The sequence below is a fragment of the Sulfobacillus harzensis genome (assembly GCF_012933365.1).
GTDB classification, from domain to species: domain Bacteria; phylum Bacillota; class Sulfobacillia; order Sulfobacillales; family Sulfobacillaceae; genus Sulfobacillus_B; species Sulfobacillus_B harzensis.
Window position 1 is genome coordinate 1 of record NZ_JABBVZ010000075.1, and the last position, 16,404, is coordinate 16,404.

16 protein-coding genes and 3 pseudogenes are annotated in these 16,404 nt (G+C 57.6%); 7 read left to right on the forward strand and 12 right to left on the reverse strand.

The window, feature by feature from the left end; translation table 11 throughout:
* Positions 1–96: 96 nt before the first annotated feature.
* A pseudogene (locus tag HIJ39_RS16570) lies at positions 97–561 on the forward strand (GNAT family N-acetyltransferase); the annotation flags it as partial.
* Positions 562–619: 58 nt separating this feature from the next.
* Here the strand turns inward: HIJ39_RS16570 and HIJ39_RS16575 are convergent.
* Together HIJ39_RS16575 and HIJ39_RS16580 are read right to left on the reverse strand one after the other, a co-directional pair.
* Complete coding sequence (locus HIJ39_RS16575) at positions 620–1,072, reverse strand: hypothetical protein (protein ID WP_169101642.1); 453 nt, start codon at positions 1,070–1,072, stop codon at positions 620–622.
* 409 nt (positions 1,073–1,481) lie between these two features.
* Entirely contained in the window at positions 1,482–2,105 is a 624-nt protein-coding gene (locus HIJ39_RS16580) for a hypothetical protein (RefSeq protein ID WP_169101644.1), read from the reverse strand.
* A 366-nt stretch (positions 2,106–2,471) separates the two neighbouring features.
* Here HIJ39_RS16580 and HIJ39_RS16585 point away from each other — a divergent pair.
* The 6 genes and pseudogenes from HIJ39_RS16585 to HIJ39_RS16610 all read left to right on the forward strand — a co-directional run.
* Positions 2,472–2,816 (forward strand): annotated as a pseudogene (locus HIJ39_RS16585) (metalloregulator ArsR/SmtB family transcription factor); the annotation flags it as partial.
* Between the two features lie 13 nt (positions 2,817–2,829).
* A complete protein-coding gene (locus HIJ39_RS16590; RefSeq protein ID WP_169101646.1) occupies positions 2,830–3,969 on the forward strand; it encodes an SRPBCC domain-containing protein in 1,140 nt (379 codons plus the stop codon).
* A 14-nt stretch (positions 3,970–3,983) separates the two neighbouring features.
* Positions 3,984–4,340, forward strand: coding sequence for a VOC family protein (locus tag HIJ39_RS16595; protein WP_169101648.1), 357 nt, complete (start codon positions 3,984–3,986; stop codon positions 4,338–4,340).
* A gap of 278 nt (positions 4,341–4,618) precedes the next feature.
* Positions 4,619–6,109 carry an MFS transporter gene (locus HIJ39_RS16600; protein ID WP_169101650.1) on the forward strand — a complete coding sequence of 497 codons (1,491 nt, stop codon included), beginning with the start codon at positions 4,619–4,621 and terminating at the stop codon, positions 6,107–6,109.
* Positions 6,110–6,573: 464 nt separating this feature from the next.
* On the forward strand, positions 6,574–7,440 hold the full coding sequence (locus HIJ39_RS16605) for a DMT family transporter (protein ID WP_169101652.1): 867 nt from the start codon (positions 6,574–6,576) through the stop codon (positions 7,438–7,440).
* Positions 7,441–7,503: 63 nt separating this feature from the next.
* Positions 7,504–7,749: a L,D-transpeptidase gene (locus HIJ39_RS16610; RefSeq protein WP_169101654.1), complete on the forward strand. Its 246-nt coding sequence runs from the start codon at positions 7,504–7,506 to the stop codon at positions 7,747–7,749.
* Positions 7,750–7,884: 135 nt separating this feature from the next.
* On the opposite strand, the gene HIJ39_RS16615 is transcribed toward HIJ39_RS16610, so the two are convergent.
* The 10 genes and pseudogenes from HIJ39_RS16615 to HIJ39_RS16660 form a co-directional block, all read right to left on the reverse strand.
* Complete coding sequence (locus HIJ39_RS16615) at positions 7,885–8,685, reverse strand: manganese catalase family protein (RefSeq protein WP_169101657.1); 801 nt, start codon at positions 8,683–8,685, stop codon at positions 7,885–7,887.
* Positions 8,686–8,768: 83 nt separating this feature from the next.
* On the reverse strand, positions 8,769–9,089 hold the full coding sequence (locus HIJ39_RS16620; protein ID WP_169101659.1) for a YnfA family protein: 321 nt from the start codon (positions 9,087–9,089) through the stop codon (positions 8,769–8,771).
* 63 nt (positions 9,090–9,152) lie between these two features.
* Positions 9,153–11,579 (reverse strand): transglycosylase domain-containing protein, encoded by a 2,427-nt coding sequence (locus HIJ39_RS16625; protein ID WP_169101660.1) that lies wholly within the window; start codon positions 11,577–11,579, stop codon positions 9,153–9,155.
* A gap of 89 nt (positions 11,580–11,668) precedes the next feature.
* Positions 11,669–11,866: pseudogene (locus HIJ39_RS16630) on the reverse strand (SelT/SelW/SelH family protein); the annotation flags it as partial.
* A gap of 231 nt (positions 11,867–12,097) precedes the next feature.
* Complete coding sequence (locus tag HIJ39_RS16635; protein WP_169101664.1) at positions 12,098–13,303, reverse strand: D-alanyl-D-alanine carboxypeptidase; 1,206 nt, start codon at positions 13,301–13,303, stop codon at positions 12,098–12,100.
* A gap of 292 nt (positions 13,304–13,595) precedes the next feature.
* The gene (locus HIJ39_RS16640; RefSeq protein ID WP_169101666.1) at positions 13,596–14,135 is read right to left on the reverse strand and encodes a hypothetical protein; all 540 of its coding nucleotides are present in this window, start codon (positions 14,133–14,135) and stop codon (positions 13,596–13,598) included.
* Between the two features lies 1 nt (position 14,136).
* Positions 14,137–14,856, reverse strand: a complete 720-nt coding sequence (locus tag HIJ39_RS16645) for a hypothetical protein (protein ID WP_169101668.1) — start codon at positions 14,854–14,856, stop codon at positions 14,137–14,139.
* 40 nt (positions 14,857–14,896) lie between these two features.
* Positions 14,897–15,397, reverse strand: coding sequence for a hypothetical protein (locus HIJ39_RS16650; protein WP_169101670.1), 501 nt, complete (start codon positions 15,395–15,397; stop codon positions 14,897–14,899).
* The gene (locus HIJ39_RS16655) at positions 15,394–15,894 is read right to left on the reverse strand and encodes a hypothetical protein (RefSeq protein WP_169101672.1); all 501 of its coding nucleotides are present in this window, start codon (positions 15,892–15,894) and stop codon (positions 15,394–15,396) included. The genes HIJ39_RS16650 and HIJ39_RS16655 overlap by 4 nt, the downstream gene beginning before the upstream one ends.
* Positions 15,895–16,007: 113 nt before the next feature.
* The gene (locus HIJ39_RS16660; RefSeq protein ID WP_169101674.1) at positions 16,008–16,340 is read right to left on the reverse strand and encodes a hypothetical protein; all 333 of its coding nucleotides are present in this window, start codon (positions 16,338–16,340) and stop codon (positions 16,008–16,010) included.
* Positions 16,341–16,404 lie beyond the last annotated feature (64 nt).

A 16,404-nucleotide genomic window follows, 5' to 3' on the forward strand; every position in this document is an offset into this window, starting at 1 on the left:
GTCGCCACGGCCGCCCGACAGTCGGTTTCGTGACAAAACCCCGAATTCGAGGTGTCTAAATTCTTGACCTAAGTCCACGCCCAGGAGTTCTTTAACCTCATCGTGGACAGCGCAGATTACATTGGGGCTTGGTTGCCGTTCGCGAAGCACACGAGGGCTGTTGAAGACACGTTGGCGTTTATCGATACGACGTTGCGGAGTTTTGCTGCGGGAAGCGAGGTGAATGCGGGAATTTGGTATCAGGACAAGCTGGTCGGCACGATCGGGCTCCACATCAATCGGAGCAATCAGAGTGCCTCCATTGGGTATTGGATCGGCCAGGCCTACGAGGGTCGTGGCATCATGACCCGGTCCTGTCGAGCCCTGATTACCTACGCCTTTGGTGAATTGGCCCTTCACCGGATTGAGATACGAGCCAATATGGGTAACACCCGGAGTCGGGCGATCCCGGAGCGGTTGGGTTTTCAACAGGAGGGCATCATCCGCGAGGCGTTCAAACTGGACGACGAATTCAACGACAGTGTCGTGTACGGTTTGCTAGACCGTGAATGGCCGCGGTGATCATCCGAAGTCTGTAGCGGCGCATTCGGGGGCGTATGTTCCGCTGGAACGCGGAGCGCTATCGTCCTGAAACGGCGGACTCAACGCTTGCGGCGGCCTGTTTCAATTTCGCCGTCGGGATGGGCCCCGTCCCGTACGTCGACAGCTTCGAGTAGAATTCTCGCTGGAACAACGTGAACAGCCGGTGCTCCTGGGGCGTGGCCTTGTGGGTCACAAGGACATCATAGGCCGCTTGGTTGACAGCCGTTGCCATGCCCTGCATCCGCGGCACGCCGAGGCTTGTGAGAGGTTGCACCGAGGCCCTGAGGTATCCCATGCCTTCACTGGTCCAGCGGGCTCGGGGTGACGGGGCCGGTTCATGCCGTGCGGTGTGAAAATACCATGCGGCCTGCTCAATATCCGTGTCGCCGGCAGCGCGCAGGCCGGATTGTGGGGCGTAGCGCCCCCATAGAAATCCAGCGGCCACCCCGACCGCCAGCAAGAAGATGCCCGTGACCCACATTCTTTTCATATCGTGTTCCTCTCCCTAATCCATGAGCGTTGAAGCCAGCGGCTGACACCGCCTCCGCTTTCCATTCTACGCTAAGAAACGGGACAATCCCAACAATATCGACCCATGGCTGGAGACGGGGCCACCCATATGCATTGTCCGCAAGCGGAAGGCGAGGGTGGCGATTACCGCTCACCGCCGCGACCGTTATGGTCGACTGGCCGTAGGGACTGACTCGTCAAGCGAGGGATCCCGGCGATGGTGGCGAGCCGCGGGCTGTGCCGTGCATCGCGATGGCAACAGCTATTGCTGCGCTCCGCCAGTGCAGAACCGGGTGTAGACGTTACGGAAAGTCAGCGAGCGAGCGCAGCTTCTTCATGTAGCGAATGATCAGCTCTTGGGGGCGTAAGTGCATGGACTCTGTTTGGTCCTAGTCGCGTTTGCTGCTCCGATGGAATCGAATGGTGGTTGGTGGAATCGGCTTGGGAGCCGGTTCCCCAACTCGCGGTCCCCGCATCCTATTGTTCGATTCGATGTGCACGATCATGGCGAGAGACGTTGCCTCGTCGTCCGGGATCACCGGGGTGACAACGAACTCTTGATGCCAGTAAGCCCGGCTTCCCCCGCCAGCGTGCCGCATACACTCGTAGCCCGCAATGTCGAGGTCAACGTGAACCGGACCATCACCCAGCTGCGGACTCTCCAGTTGGACCGACACGACGCTGCAGTTGTTGTATTGACGGAGATAGGGCACCAGGGCTAAGAGGTTCCCGTGTGGTTCGGCGGCCATTATCGGCACAAAGCGTTCGAATTGATCGGGCTGAACTCGTTCACGCACTACGTGCCAACGAAAGAGGGTCGAGAAGGTCTGGTGCAGGATGGAGACGGGAATTTCGTATTGCTGAGCCCACCGCTCTAGGTATGCGACCTTGGGAAACCCGGGCTTTCCGTGAGATAGGTGCTGGCGCGTCGCGATCGACGCCACGATGTTTTCGTCCACGGTCTTGAGTTGCTCGTCATAGTAGTCCGTCGGTGGGTCCATTCGCATTTCCATGAGATATCCCTCCCTAATTACACATTGCCAGGATTTGGGTCGAGTAGCAACGCTCAACGCCTGAGAATTTACTTCGCGGTGTGAATCGTGCAGATTCGGGGGCGTTCGTACACTAAGAGGTGGACCTGGATCCACCTCTTTTGCTAAAAATCTTAACCACGACCATTGCCCCGATCAACCTGAAACGTGCCACTCTGACGGTGAGTGAAAAGTCTGTGATCAATCATGAATTCCGGATACCCTCAAAAACAAATGACCTTCAGGGCAGGGTGCGGCTACAAGCCTATTCCCGACCGGTGGTGATGCAGCAACGCTGACAAGCCCACGAGCAGGCGGACCCGAGGACCGCATGATGCGGTCTGGGACGCGGTACGCGACCCTGTACGGCGGGCCATTCTTGATGTGCTCATGGAGGGACCTCTGCCAGCAGGGGAAATAGCCCGCCATTTTCCCGACATTACGCGTCCTGCCGTCTCCCAGCATCTGGCGGTGCTGCGGGAAGCCGACCTGGTTCGGGAACACCGCGAGGGGCGGCACCGCATTTATACCCTCCAGCCAGAACGGTTGGAGATGTTGTGGACCGATTGGCTGTCACGCTATCAAAAGTTCTGGCGAATGCATCTTCGTGACCTTAAAGAGGTGGTTGAGCGGGACAACCCACGGACGACGGCTTTCAGCCGAGAAAGCGGGGATATCAAGCATAGTCATTGAGTCCAAAATACAAATGGCGGTCGCGCCGAAGCTAGCTTGGCGCGCACTTACGGACGCTCGGGAACTGCGGCTCTGGGCGGCCGATGCTGCTGATATGGAATTGAATAGCGGTGGGCCAGTGGCAATTCGGGGAGGTGTGGCGCCTCGGGGGGAAATTCTCGGGGATATTCAGGATGTGGAGCGGGATACGCGTTTGGCATTCGTGTGGGCGATTGACGGGCACCGTACGCCGGTGGAATGGATTGTCTCCTCACTTCCCCAAGGCGGCTGGTCAAACGTCGTCTATACCGAGGTGACTGTACGCCAGGACTTAGGGCCCGACGACGAGGACTCCGATTGGACATGGCGCACCTTGTGGTCGCTCTGGCTCCGGGCGTTGCGGGCTTGGTGCGAGCGCGGCGAAACCCGCATCGCGGTTGATTCGAACCAGGAGGGACAAGTCGTCATAGAGCGCATCGCCATTCGTGCCTCGGCAGCCGAGATTTGGCCCTACCTTTCGGAGCCCGAACGGGTAAAAAGGTGGTTTCACGAGGAATTGGGACCGGAGATTCGGAGGTTGGAAGGCCAACGCATCACCTATCAGTGGCCGGAACCGGGCATGGAATCAGAGGTAACCTGGAGTCTCGTCTGCACGGATGAGAACATCTCTGAGGTCGTCGTGCAGCATGCGTTGCCCAAACCCTCTGGGTTCCCGTACCGCGTCGGCTGGAAGGACTATCTGGTTGAGCTTAGCTATCAGGGTGGGCGACCGCGCATTGCCCAGACAATTCATGTTGATGCACCACCTGAGCGTGTTTGGCCGTACCTGAGCACGCGCGAGGGTATGGAGAGCTGGTGGTCGTCGATCACTGAGTTTCGCCCCGGTCTCGGGGGATACGTGCAGATGCAAGAGCATGGGTCCATTGAATCGGGCGATATCGTGGAGTGGGAGCCCAACCGCCGGATGGCTTTTTTATGGCGGGAAGCAGACCACTCGTTGATGGTTGACGCGCCGCTTAAAATCACCATCCTCTTGGTTCCGGAAGATGGGGGAACACGGGTGATTCTCTATGATGAAGGGTTTGAACGCTTGCCCGAATCAATTCTTCGCGGGTATCAATTGGGCTGGGCGATTGGTGAAGAGCTGGAACGACTGGCTAAGGCCTTGGCATGAAGGGGGATGGGGATATGGGGGTCGGGCAAGTAAGTATCTTTGTGACGGATTTGGAGGTAGCTAAAAGCTTTTTTTCACGAGTGCTGGGGTTGGAGGTCAAGCGTGAGCTGAGACCGTTGGCCGTGGAGCTCCACGACGAACATGTTTCGCTGTTGCTCCATTTGGCCAAAACTTCACACCCCGCGGAGCTAGACGATGTCCGGGTCAGCTTGGGCTTTCCCAGTTTCGATATTTATGAAAGCCTTCGGTTTCTCAACGCTGAAGGCGTCGACATTTTGACGCCGGAGCCTCAGTATTCACCTTTTGGCCCTTGGATTGCCTTTCGGGATCCGTTCGGGAACATACTGGAATTGGTCGCCTTCGAAGAATGACGATCGTCGGCCAACCTTCCGAGCCCTACGGCGGGGATATCGGGTGATGATAACGATGCCCTAATGTTCACGCACAAGTCCTCATGCTGCGTTTGTTGGCTTTCGCATTTTCTTAAAACGAAGCGCAAGAGTATGAAATCGTGAGGTTTTTGCACCACACCGGGCATGATGGTCACCGACCGTCTCTTCCGCATCTGCTTCGGCCTTCACCGTTGTGTTACGGTATTCACATACCCAGCGTGAACGGGGCACTCAGTCATTTGTGGAGGGATGGATTCTTGGGGGAAAACACGACAGTGGAGGAGCCTGAACAAGGGCCCTGGTCGTCCAATCCGACCACTCGGAGCCATCAACGGGTGGTGCTCATAAATACCACCATTGGCGCCTTAATGGCTTCATTGGACGGATCAATTTTAACCGTTAGTCTACCGACAATTGCACGGCAAATGCATACTGGGGTAGCCTTAATGCTATGGATCATGATGGGATACACGGTGATGATCACGGCGCTGTTGCTGCCGTTTGGCCGCTTGGCGGACTTGCATGGACGGGTCCGGATGTATGGCTACGGCTTCGTGATTTTCACCGGGTCCTCGGCGCTCTGTGGATTTGCACCGAGCGGCCATCTCCTGCTTTTTGGCCGTCTCATTCAAGGCATTGGCGCGGCCTTGCTTTGGTCTAACTCGACGGCCATTGTAACCGATGCATTTCCGAAGTCTGGTCGAGGTTTTGCCCTCGGCATCAATCAGGTGGCGGCCTTGACCGGCAGCGTGGGCGGCCTTCTCTTGGGCGGTGTCATTACCGCCGCTTTGGGATGGCGCTGGATTTTCTTCGTGAATCTGCCCATCGGAACGTTTGGGGCTCTCTGGACTTTTCTGGCGCTCAAAGAAATTGCAACCGTCGACCACGGGGAGCGATTTGATTGGCGCGGTATGGCTCTCTTTATGGCAGGCATTGTCTCCATGCTGCTAGGGCTTACCGAGATTGTCCAAGGCCATGGGGGACGGGCTCCTTGGATGATTGGCGGCGGTGCGGCGGTGCTGGCGGTGTTTGCGTGGGCAGAAGGGGAAACGGCTAGTCCCTTGATTGACTTGCAGCTCTTTAAAAATCGCCTGTTTGCTTTCGGCAACCTCTCGCTGTTGCTGAACGCACTGGCCCGCGGCGCTTTGATGTTTCTGATGGTGTTCGCGTTCCAAGGCTTTGATGGAGACACGCCGCTGCAAGCCGGATTGCGGATGTTGCCGCTGTCTTTCTCCATCATCATTGTCGGGCCCATCGCCGGCCGACTCTCGGACCGCATGGGGTCGCGCGAACTGGCCTCAGGCGGGCTATTGGTGACGGCTGTGGCGTTGTTGATTCTTGCCAAGAGCGGCCTTGCTCAGTACTCAGTCATCGCTCTCGGGCTGGCGCTCTCCGGCATTGGCAACGGTCTTTTCAATTCCCCCAACACCAGCGCGGTGATGGGAGCGGTTCCGCCCGACCGGCGAGGTGTGGCGGCCAGCACCCGTACGCTGCTCTTCAATACCGGCCAATTGTTTTCCATGAGCATCTCCTTCGCGATTCTCGCTGGGGTGATGGGAAGCGGTCAGCTCAGCGGGTTCCTCGCCGGTGTGGACGCCTCGGTGGCCGCCAGCGGGCATGCGGCATTCGCGCGGGGACTCACGGAGGCTTTTACGATATCGGCAATATTGTCGGTGGTGGCAGCGGGACTATCAGCCCTTCGGGGAAAGACGCAGCCCAGGACCATGGAAGCCAAACAGACAGGATAGGGGCGTTCGTTCGGGGAAGTCCTCTAGGGGCCGTGATCCACTGAGACAACCGACCGGTTCGGACCGAGGCAACCAACCCGTGTCAGAGCTGCGGGGTTGCACCATCTTGGGATGCCCGGCAGTCCCTGTTGCCAACCTTTCACTGGGCGGATGCAAGATACGAGGGCGGTTTGCCGTATTTGGCGGACATTCGCTGGGTAGTGGCCAGGCGCGAATCTTGGTGGACGAGCGCTTTCAAAGAGCGGGTCATTGGGTTGCCGATGGAGCGGACAGCGCGCGTGGATGGCCCCATGTGGACGGTGCCAGAAATGGTGCCCGGCGTTAGGGACAGGCAATGCGATCGTGTGATGCATTTGCGGGGAAGAAAATAATTAGTAGGGGTAATAGAGTGTTCTATTGCGAGGTTCATATGACCGCGAAGGCATGTCCCCGCCGGCTGCAGAAGATGGCTTTCGGTCCGCACGATGCGCTCTAGGTATTGGGGCGCCATTTGGATGGCGCTCGCGGCCAGCATTTGGGGCGGCATGTACGTCGTGAGCAAGATAGTGTTGGCCACGGTGCAACCCCTAATGCTGTTGTGGCTGCGATATATTGTCGGGTTAGCAGCGCTGGTGCTGGTCCTGCTGGTGACCCGACAACCGTGGCGCATGCGCTGGCGGGATGCGCTGTGGGTTGCTGCCATTGGCATCGTTGGGTATGTGATATCCATTTGGGCGCAGTTTCTCGGGACTAAGTTGTCCTCCGCGCAATTAGGAGCCATGATTACGTCGGCAACGCCCGCATTTATGGTGGTATTCGGTCGACTGCTGCTGGGTGAGAAGATTACCGTACGGCGGGGAATCTCGGTGGTCATAGCAACCCTAGGCGTTTTGTTGATTGTCGGTGTGGGGGGCGTCGGGCGGAACTACCAAGCCGGGGGTTTGATTCTTTTGCTTGCGGCGCTCGCCTGGGCGCTTATGTCGGTGCTGGTGAAGCGGGTACCAGGGCGTTTTCCGCCATTGTTGGTGACCACCTATGCCATCCTTATTGCGACCATTGTCGTCACCCCGCTTAGTCTTCGCCAATGGCAGGGGTTAAGCGTTCTTCTATCTCACCCCATTCTTTGGGGCGGCGTTTTGTATCTTGGGATTATCTCCACGGCGGGGGCATTCTTTCTCTGGAATCAAGGGCTTAAGATGGTTGACGCGTCGAGTGGAGGGCTTTATTTCTTTTTTCAGCCATTGGTTGGGACATTTCTGGGGTGGCTAGTTCTGGGCGAACAGGTGTCCTGGACGTTCTGGGTAGGGGCTGCCTTCATTGTCCTCGGCGTATTGTTGGTTATTCGTGAATGAACCCGCCAGCGGCGGCACGCTTTCCGGGGAGAATACATATCGGGTGTACCAGGGGGTGATCCGGTGCGTTTTGTCCTTCGTCGACAGGCTGCACGTCTTGAGGTCTATGACGGCGATTACCAGGTAGCGACCTTTGTTGTGGGGGTTGGGAAGCCCGACAGCCCGACGCCGGTCGGTCATTGGCAGTTGTTGAAGAGTCGGCCGGATGATGATCCTGATCGCATAGCGGTGCTCACCACTTCCCGACTCATCTGTCTACGCGAAACCCGGGATTTAGAGAGTCTGGGCACGCCCGCGAGTGGTGGCTGAATTCGCCTTCATCCGCGGGCGGCGGAAATTTTACGAACTTGGGTCGAGGATGGAGCCAGTATGGATGTGGTGGATTAGGCGAGAGATACGAGGAGCGGGAGCCCGAAGGCCCCCGCTCTCGTTGGGGAGAGGTTGTCACGACAACGGCAACAGATGGTCGTCCCCGGTGGCCAACTGGACCGGTACCGCGTCCGGACCAATGGCCTCGTCCAGCGGCGCACCAGGAAGCTTTTTTGCCATGGCCGCCAATAGCTGGTCAAACGGTTCGGAGAGGGCCGGCGGGCGTTGAGCCACTACGGTGTAGCCTTGATCGCTGACGATCCCTTCATCCTTAACGCGTTCCACCGCTTCGGCAAACATGGTGCTATGAGTCGCTTCCCGTTCTTCGAGAAACTCCAGCGCCCGGTTAAGCCCGGGGTCGTTGATGCTTCGCCGCAACTGATGATAGACGCGGCCGGCGCGAAGTTCCGCGGCGACGTCGGACATCAAATTGGAAACGATATCGCCTGTCGAGTTAATGAAGTTCCCGGTGAAAGGGGCGCCGCTGGAGTCGACCACCAACGGGCCTACACCGCCCAAGTTCACCATCTTATGCACCAGTGAAGGCGCTTCTTTGAGCGAATGGCCCGTGGCCGCCAACGAGGGCTTTAGATTGACACTGGCGTTGTACGGCGTGACATCCATGGCCATCAGCTGAACGATGGCGGTTCCTACTATTTCCAAGTGGCTGGCTTCCTCAACGGCGATGTTGAGCAAGAGCTGCCGGGTAAGCGGATCGGGCGTCCCGAAACTCTGCACCAGGTATTGCAGCAACGCCTTGAGTTCGCCGTTGGCACCGCCGAACTGCTCTTGCAGCATCGCGGCGGCCGACGGATCAGAGCCGGACACCTCAACCGGGAAAAGCAAGACGTCTTCGTGTTTGAACAGCTTGACCACCCCCCGCTGGTAATATGCGCATTCCATAAGGGTTTTTGGCGAAAAGGGATCACGGCAGTGATTGGTTCTCTTGGCAATGAGTGCTATCGCCGCCAAAGCATCACACTGACTCCGATTAAGCAAATGGCGGCGCCGATCCATTCGGAAAGATCAGGTCGGCGGCGATCCACACCCCAGCCCCAGAGAACCGCCATGATGATGAAGATGCCGCCATATGCGGCATAAACGCGGCCAAACGACGAAAAAGCTTGCAGGGTCGCGACAATGCCGTACAAAAACAGCACTAGGCCGCCCACCAGACCCCACCATACCGGCTTGCCCTCGCGGAGCCATTGCCACACTAAATACCCGCCGCCGATTTCACAGAAGCCTGCCAAGACAAAAAGTGCATAGGCACGAAGCATTGCTGCGGCACCACCATCCTTCTTTGTTCTAGCATGACACCGTCCAGCGCTTTCGTCATCTTCTTAGTGATGGTGCCCATGTTTTGGCTGTTTTCCTGGGGGTCCACCGAATCCCGGAGGTCCCGGAGGGCTCGGAGGCCCGGAAGGACCCGAGGGCACGACGGTTGTGCATGGTTCGGTTGGCGGCCAGTAAATGCTATCCCAGGGCATGGGAACCCCTTTGTGCCAATCGGGTTCGGGCTTCAAAAAGATGGCGTTAATTGCCGGCCCGCAGCCTGGTTCCCACAACACATGGGGATCGAAGGCCGGCACGCGAACCACTTCGTGCGTGTGCCCTGTCGTCGTGGGTTGGGTTCCTTTGATGAACCAGCCGCCTTCAATGTCCTGACTGGGCGTGTGCGGACTGGCAAGCTTTCCCGAGGTTATGGAGATGTGCGGTAAATAAATCACGTTATGGGGCTTGGGGAAAGGCTTCGGCGGAAGATGCTCCGCTTGATTCACCTGTTCCATGATTTGCTGCCAAATCGGGCCTGCGGCCACCGCCCCGTAGGCTGGCCCATTGGGCGTGCTAGGCTGGGGAATGTCATGGGCGGCATTGCCTTCCCAGACCCCCACGACCATTTGCGGCTCATAGCCAATGAACCAGGCATCCCGCTCCCCGTTGCTGGTCCCCGTTTTTCCCGCTGCCGGCCGCCCGATGCCGAGATGAACCCCGGTCGCATAGGCGTTGGGGCCGATGCCAGGAAGTGCCGTCGGGGTCAGGACCCGACTTAGCATGTTGTTCATGATAAAGGCCACGGCGGCGCTGAAAATATGGCGTCCATGGGGCCGGGCGGATTTGATGACCCGCCCTTGGCCATTCACGACCTGGCGCACCCAAATGGGCTTCATCAGCGTCCCTTGATTAGGAAAGGCGCTATAGGCCCGCGTCATCTCTGAAACGTTCACCCCGCCCTTGGCAAAGCCACCGATGGCGATGCCAATCTGCTGCGCATCCGCGCGCGGCAACGGAAGCCCAAACTTCTTTGTCGCAAAGTTGAATCCGTACTGGACGCCGACGCGCCGCAAAAGGTGGACGGCAGCGTCATTGTCGGAAATGGCCAGGGCGTCCCGCAAGGTGATATAGCCGCGATAGACGTGATCATCATTTTGCGGCCACCACGCCTCGCCGTTGACGTGCTGAAAAATGGGGACATCCTGAATCACGGACATTTCCGAATAGCCTTTGACAATCGCCTCGGTGTAGTCCATGAGCGGCTTGATGGAGGACCCGGACGAGCGCTGGACGTTCGGGTTGGTTGCCAAATCCTCGGGCCCGTTGCCTTGATAGCTGCGCCCGCCAATAACTGCCCAAACCGCACCAGAGTGCGGGTCTTCCACCGTCACGGCCGCTTGAAAGGCGGGGTTGGCGCCGAAGTTTTTGTTCATCCACTGATCGACCGCTTGTTGGGCAATGGCGTAGATGGTGGGGTCAAGGTTGGTGTAGATTTTTAGCCCCCCATCATAAACCTCTTGGGGCGAAAGTCCCTCCGTTTCCAATTGATGAATGACATGCTGAATGTACCACGGGTACGGATACGGGGTCGATCCCTTGGGGGCATTGATATTTTGGGGATTGAAATGAAGTGGAGCCCGATAGGCGGCGCGTGCCTGGGCTGCCGTGACATCCCCGTATTTGACCATGGCCTGCAGCACTAACTTCTGCCGGGCGCGGGCCAATCGGTAGTGGGTGAGCGGATCGTAGAGACTCGGTGCCTGGGGAAGTCCCGCCAGCATCGAGGCCTGTGCGAGCGTCAGCTGATCGGGGGACTCGTCGAAATAGGCGCGGGCTGCGGCATCAATACCGTAAGCACCGTTGCCGAGGTACACCTCGTTAAGATACATGTCCAAAATATGCGCCTTGCTGTAGCGATGGGCCAACTCGAGTCCCAGCATGAATTCCTGTATTTTGTAGCTTAACGTCCGGTTGTCCCGCAAGTAAAGCATTTTGGCCAGTTGCTCAGAAATGGTGCTGGCTCCCTCCAGCCCGCCGGTATGGAGCAGGTCATGAATGGCGGCCCGTCCGATGGCCCGGATATCGAGACCATTCTGATGCCAAAAGTTATGGTCTTCGATCGCCACCACCGCTTTTCGCATGTTGGGCGAAATAGCGGAGAGCGGAACGTCGATGCGGTTGATGTTGAGATGCAAATAGGCGACTGGCTTGTTGTACCGGTCATAGACGACCGAATCCTGGCCGGCGGTGGCGACGTTCACCAAATCCCCCAGCCGCGGCATCTGGCTAATGGCGCGAACGGTCTGGTATCCGGTAAAGACCACGCCGAGGACTAGCACAACGGCTACCGAGGCCAGTACGGTTTTCTTCCACGGCCAGTGGAAGCCACGAAGACGTGCTCGGAGGCGGAGCCACGGGCTGGTCAGCCGTGCTCCGCAATGGCGGCAGAATTTGGAGCCCGGAAAAATGTCCCGCTCACAACTGGGGCAGTGCATTAGACCCTCCCATTACCCGTCTAAGAATTTTTTCTGCCTATATTATTCGTGATCGCAATGAGGATTTGGCGAGTGATGAAAAAGCGGCCTTAGCGGGCCGCTATTTGGGTCATGCGTTGCAGTATTTCGCCGGGGTCCGGGAATCGGTCGCCTTCATCCTTTTTGGAGAAGACCATGGTGCCGTTGACCTGCACTTCGAACACGCCGCCCGACGAGGGAATCACCTTGGCTTCCGTAACACGGTTCTTATACTCATTTAAAATTTCGCCCACCACCCGGGTGGCATGAGAAAGGTAGCCTCAGGCCGTGCAATAAGTAATGGTAACCAGCATGGCAAACCCTCCTGAAAGTTCGGATTGATAACCTTAGTTTAACCATGTAGGTTGTCCGGTCAAGATGGCCCGTGTCGAACAAGGCCCGCAAAAAATGGAGGAACCGTGTCGGCGTCGCTCCCGTTGTATGAAGGAAGGACCGGACCAATCTGGCGATCCAGTCCTTCCTTCGGTTCGCAACCCAACTTAACGGGTTAATCGGTAGGCTATGGAGGGAGGGGTTAGCGCTGTGGCTGTTTTGACCGGAACCGTGATGTGCTGGGAGCCGGTGTTAATGGTGAGCGTCCCAACCACCGTGCCCGCTGGCAGCGAATGGACATTTCCCAGATGAGCCTTGAGCTTGACCTGATAGGGGAGCCCGGACCATCCTAGAATCTGGATCGATTTTGCGGTGACCAGGGAAACGGGCGACTGCCACGGAGCCTTCAAATAGCCCACCGTCTCGCCTGTTTGCATGACCGTATGGGTTCGAATATCCTTTGAAGCCGCTTGCAGAAGGGCATTGGCGACATCCAAGGAGGCCCACAACTGCCCATTTTTCGAGGTGGCCGGCTGGCCGAGAACCGAGGAAAAAACAGTAACCGTGCGCCCATTGACGGTTTGATCCTTGGCCAACACCACGCAACCTCCCGAATCGATGGTGGATCCCGTCTTCACGCCGATGACGCCGCCGTGGCCGATGAGGTAGTTATAGTTATACGCCACCGGTGTGGGCCCGGGTACCTGCATCTCGGGCATGGCGACAATCTGTCGAATGACGGGGTTTTTCATGATTAACCGAGCAAGCGTTATTTGGTCGGCGGCCGTGCTGACTGTCCCGGCGTTAAGACCTACTGGGCCGTTGAAGTGAGTGTGCCGCATCCCCAACGCTTTTGCCTCGGCATTCATTTCGGCTGTGAAATGCGCGACAGATCCGCCTGCCCATTGGGCTAACATTGTCGCGGCATTATTGCCGGAGGGTACGAGAAGGCCTTCCAATAAGGTGAGTTCCGACACCCGCTCACCATTCACCACGGGGAGCACCGATTGCTGGGTTTTGGCATCCTGTTGATAGAGGGATACGTCCTGCGGCGTCACCACCAGGGTCGGGCCGTTTTGGCCGACGCTGAGCGGATGGGCCTTTAAAACCAGATAGGCCGTCATCATTTTAGCCATGCTTCCAATCGGCTCGGCGTTTGTCGGGCCGTGCTGGGGCAAGTCGCCGATCGATGATGCGCCAACGTCGGCTTGTACACCTGATGGCCATGGCAATGACGGAGGGGTCCCGCTAATGTGCCCCGAAGATGAGATGTCGGCAGTCAACTTGGGATCGCCCACGGGGCGCACGACTTGGATGACCCCCAAAACCACAATGAGCGCGGCGAGAATGCCGGCAAGGTAAGAATTCCGCACGCAAGTTTCGCTCCTTCATTCCGCTGTCATAGTGAATAACGTTCGAGAGGACAAGAGGTTACCGGGATATGCAGCTGTTGGGCGCGGAAATTTGAGGAAATGCCCGGGTCGAGAGCGGTGGCTGGCAAACATTTCGAGCCACGGGACGAGGTGCCATAGCCACCGTATTTCATTCCGAGGCGGGCAGCGTTCCAACATGACGCGTTATCGAGCCGGATGGCCCAGATGATGCGGACAGCCACAAACCCTGAATGGCCTGTGAGCCTTCCGGCGATAACGAACTTTCGAGGCGCTAGGGCAAGGTCCGTGAGACGGTGCCCAAAAGTGACAGCTTGTTCGCCATTTGCCGCAAGAGGCTGGCTGATTCCGCGGAGGACTGAGTGAGTGCCTGAACCAGCTGATTCTCCTTTTCCGTTACGGGAACCAGACCTTGTGCGGACTGGAAATAGCTGAGCGTTTCTCCCACACTGGACTGATTGGCCCTGAGCGCCCCGCTGGTTTGGTTGAGTCCCTGATTAAGGCGGGCCAGCGTGGCCCAAATCTGGTTTTGCCCCTGCAAGATGGCAGACATTTCTCCTGCTTCGCCCAGTAGATTATGGTTGACACGCGCGATGCGCCCATTAATGGTGGCGAGGTTTTCGTTCATTACCTGGATGGCCTTAAGATGCGTAACCACCGACGCGGTCAATCCGCGGGTTCTGGAAAGGTCTGATACAACCCGCCGGGAATCTTGGTCAATGAGGTGCTGCTGGTGCGTTTGCCGCGCCAGACCCACGCCCGTGCCTACCAGGCCAACTCCAAGGATCGCGATCGGAATGATGTGATGGTTCATGCTACAGCCCTCCCAAGATGGAGTTAAGGGGCGAGAGAATTGACTTGGTGGTGGAGGACGGTGAGGTTGTGGTTTCTCTAGATGAGGCCTTAGGCGGCAGAGCGCCGGATGAGCCGAATACGGGTGGCAAAAGCGACGTGACCGGCACATGCACAATGGGCAGGCTAGTGTTGGTTTGGAGCGCCTCAAGTGCGGACAAAACGCCAGTAAGGGTGGTGGAGAGTCCCAGCATGTTGCCGGACAATCCCTCTGAAACTTGGTAGAGGTTGTTCATTGAGTTTTCGACGCCGCTCACCTGCCCACCCAGGCGGGAAATATTGATCTCGACCGCGGCGTTCTCCGTATGGGTTTGATGTTCGCGGGAGATAATCTGTTGCTGACTTTGCACCAGAGCGCGGTTGATGCCAATAGCGTTGGTCATGGCGCTAAGTCCGGCGTTGTTCTCCGCCACCTCGGCGGACAATTGATGATTGACGGCCTTCAGCCCACCAAGTTGTTGATGCGCCGCTTGGAGATTATCCAACACCTGCTGTGCTTGACTTTGGAGCGCTTGGTTGGAACGGGTAAGCCGATTGACCATGGAAAACAGGTTGTGCCGCTGGGCATGGCGAATGGTCGGCGCCGCCGATTGCGCCCAATGAGGAGCGGCATGATAGCTGGCCGCAGCCGAAGCCCCGAATAAGACGAGACTTGTGGCCAGCACGACGGGCGTTCGTTTCATGGAAATTCCCTCCTTTCTTCAGTGCACCGCGCTGCTGTGGCTAGGGCAGTTTGGAATTTGTCTCTTCCAGTACGCGATTCAGCTGCTGGTTTAAGGCCAGTAGTTCGCTTAAATTGGTGAGAATGGCATCATTGGCACGCGCCACTTGACTCAGTTCCCCGTTGACGGTGGTCTGGGGAGCCAATCCTGCGTGCAAGTTGTTGGCCGCTTGATTGGTGTTGTCGGTGATGGTGTGGACCTTCTGATTGATGGAGGCGACGGTTTCGTTTAATGTGCCGAGCCCCCCCTGGATCGACTGGGTCCCGTTGACGGTTTGCGAAAGCCCAGCCGAGAGTCCTGCGGATGCGTTGTTTACCGCACCCAAGAGCGTCAATTGCTGGTTCAGTGTTTGGGTGGTGCCGCCGGCAATCTGGAGCTCTTGATGGATCGCGCTAAGTTTGGTGGCCACCTGACTTTGCAAGTGGACTTCGGCGAAGGTCGCGCCTGCACCGATGACCGACAATCCCGCTGCCGCCCACAACATCATGAGAGGGAATTTCATGGCGTCTTCGCCTCGATGGTGGTTGCGTTGGACAGCACTTGACGCATTGCGTTAACCTCCTCTTGAGACAGTGACTGAAGCGCTTTCAAGGTGCGCAGCAGTACGGCGCTTGACTGGGTAAGAGTTTCGACTTGACGATTGACTGCTTGCGACGCGGTGCCGGACTTGGCCGATGTGAGGACAATGTTGGCTTCTTGCTGATTGGTGGCGCCGTTAATCTGCTCGAGCGCCGCCACATCCTGATGAATGCCATCGGCTCGGGCGTTCAAGGAATTGAGCGATCCCTTGAGCCCTTTAGTCAAGCTGAGCATCTCTTTCAGCGCATCATTCTTGGCAGCCATCTGCCTTTGTACCTGGACCAGCGATTCTGTGGCCACCAGATTTTCGTGAAGCGCACGGTTCAGCCCCCAAAGCCGTGCCGCCAAGAGACTGGATTGTCCCGCGAGCCCCGCCAGCACCAGCACACCGACGGTCATCGCGATGCCTTTAAGTGACATATTCCCCCCTCTTTCATCGCCCTGCCATGGATTGGGTTATGGATACCGCAGGGGTTAAATCTTGATTGAGAATGTCTTGGCTGGTGTGTTGAAGGCGTGCCATCACCTGTTCTTCACGTTGGCTCAGGTCGGCTACCTGCCCCCATGTCCTGGGCTTGGGCGTCGGCACTTTGCTGCACCGTTTGCATCATGGATGCCAGCGACGTGGTGGTGCCCAGGATGGTGCGGGTTAAGGGAATTTGGTCTCCCGTCAGGCGTTCCAGAGTCGCCACATCCTGCAGCTGCCCCTGGAGTTGCCGGCTTGACACCTTCAGATGGGACTCCAAGGTCTTGTTGGCTGACTCTTCCTTGTCCATCTGCTGCAATACCGTCACCATTTTTTGATTTTCGGCAGCCACCGATTGGGTGGTGCGGCCGATTTGGGAGACTTTTCCTAGTAGAACCATTCCTTAATTCGTGATAATCACGGAAGGTTATGGTACGGTAAGGGAAATCCTTGGTTGGAGGTTC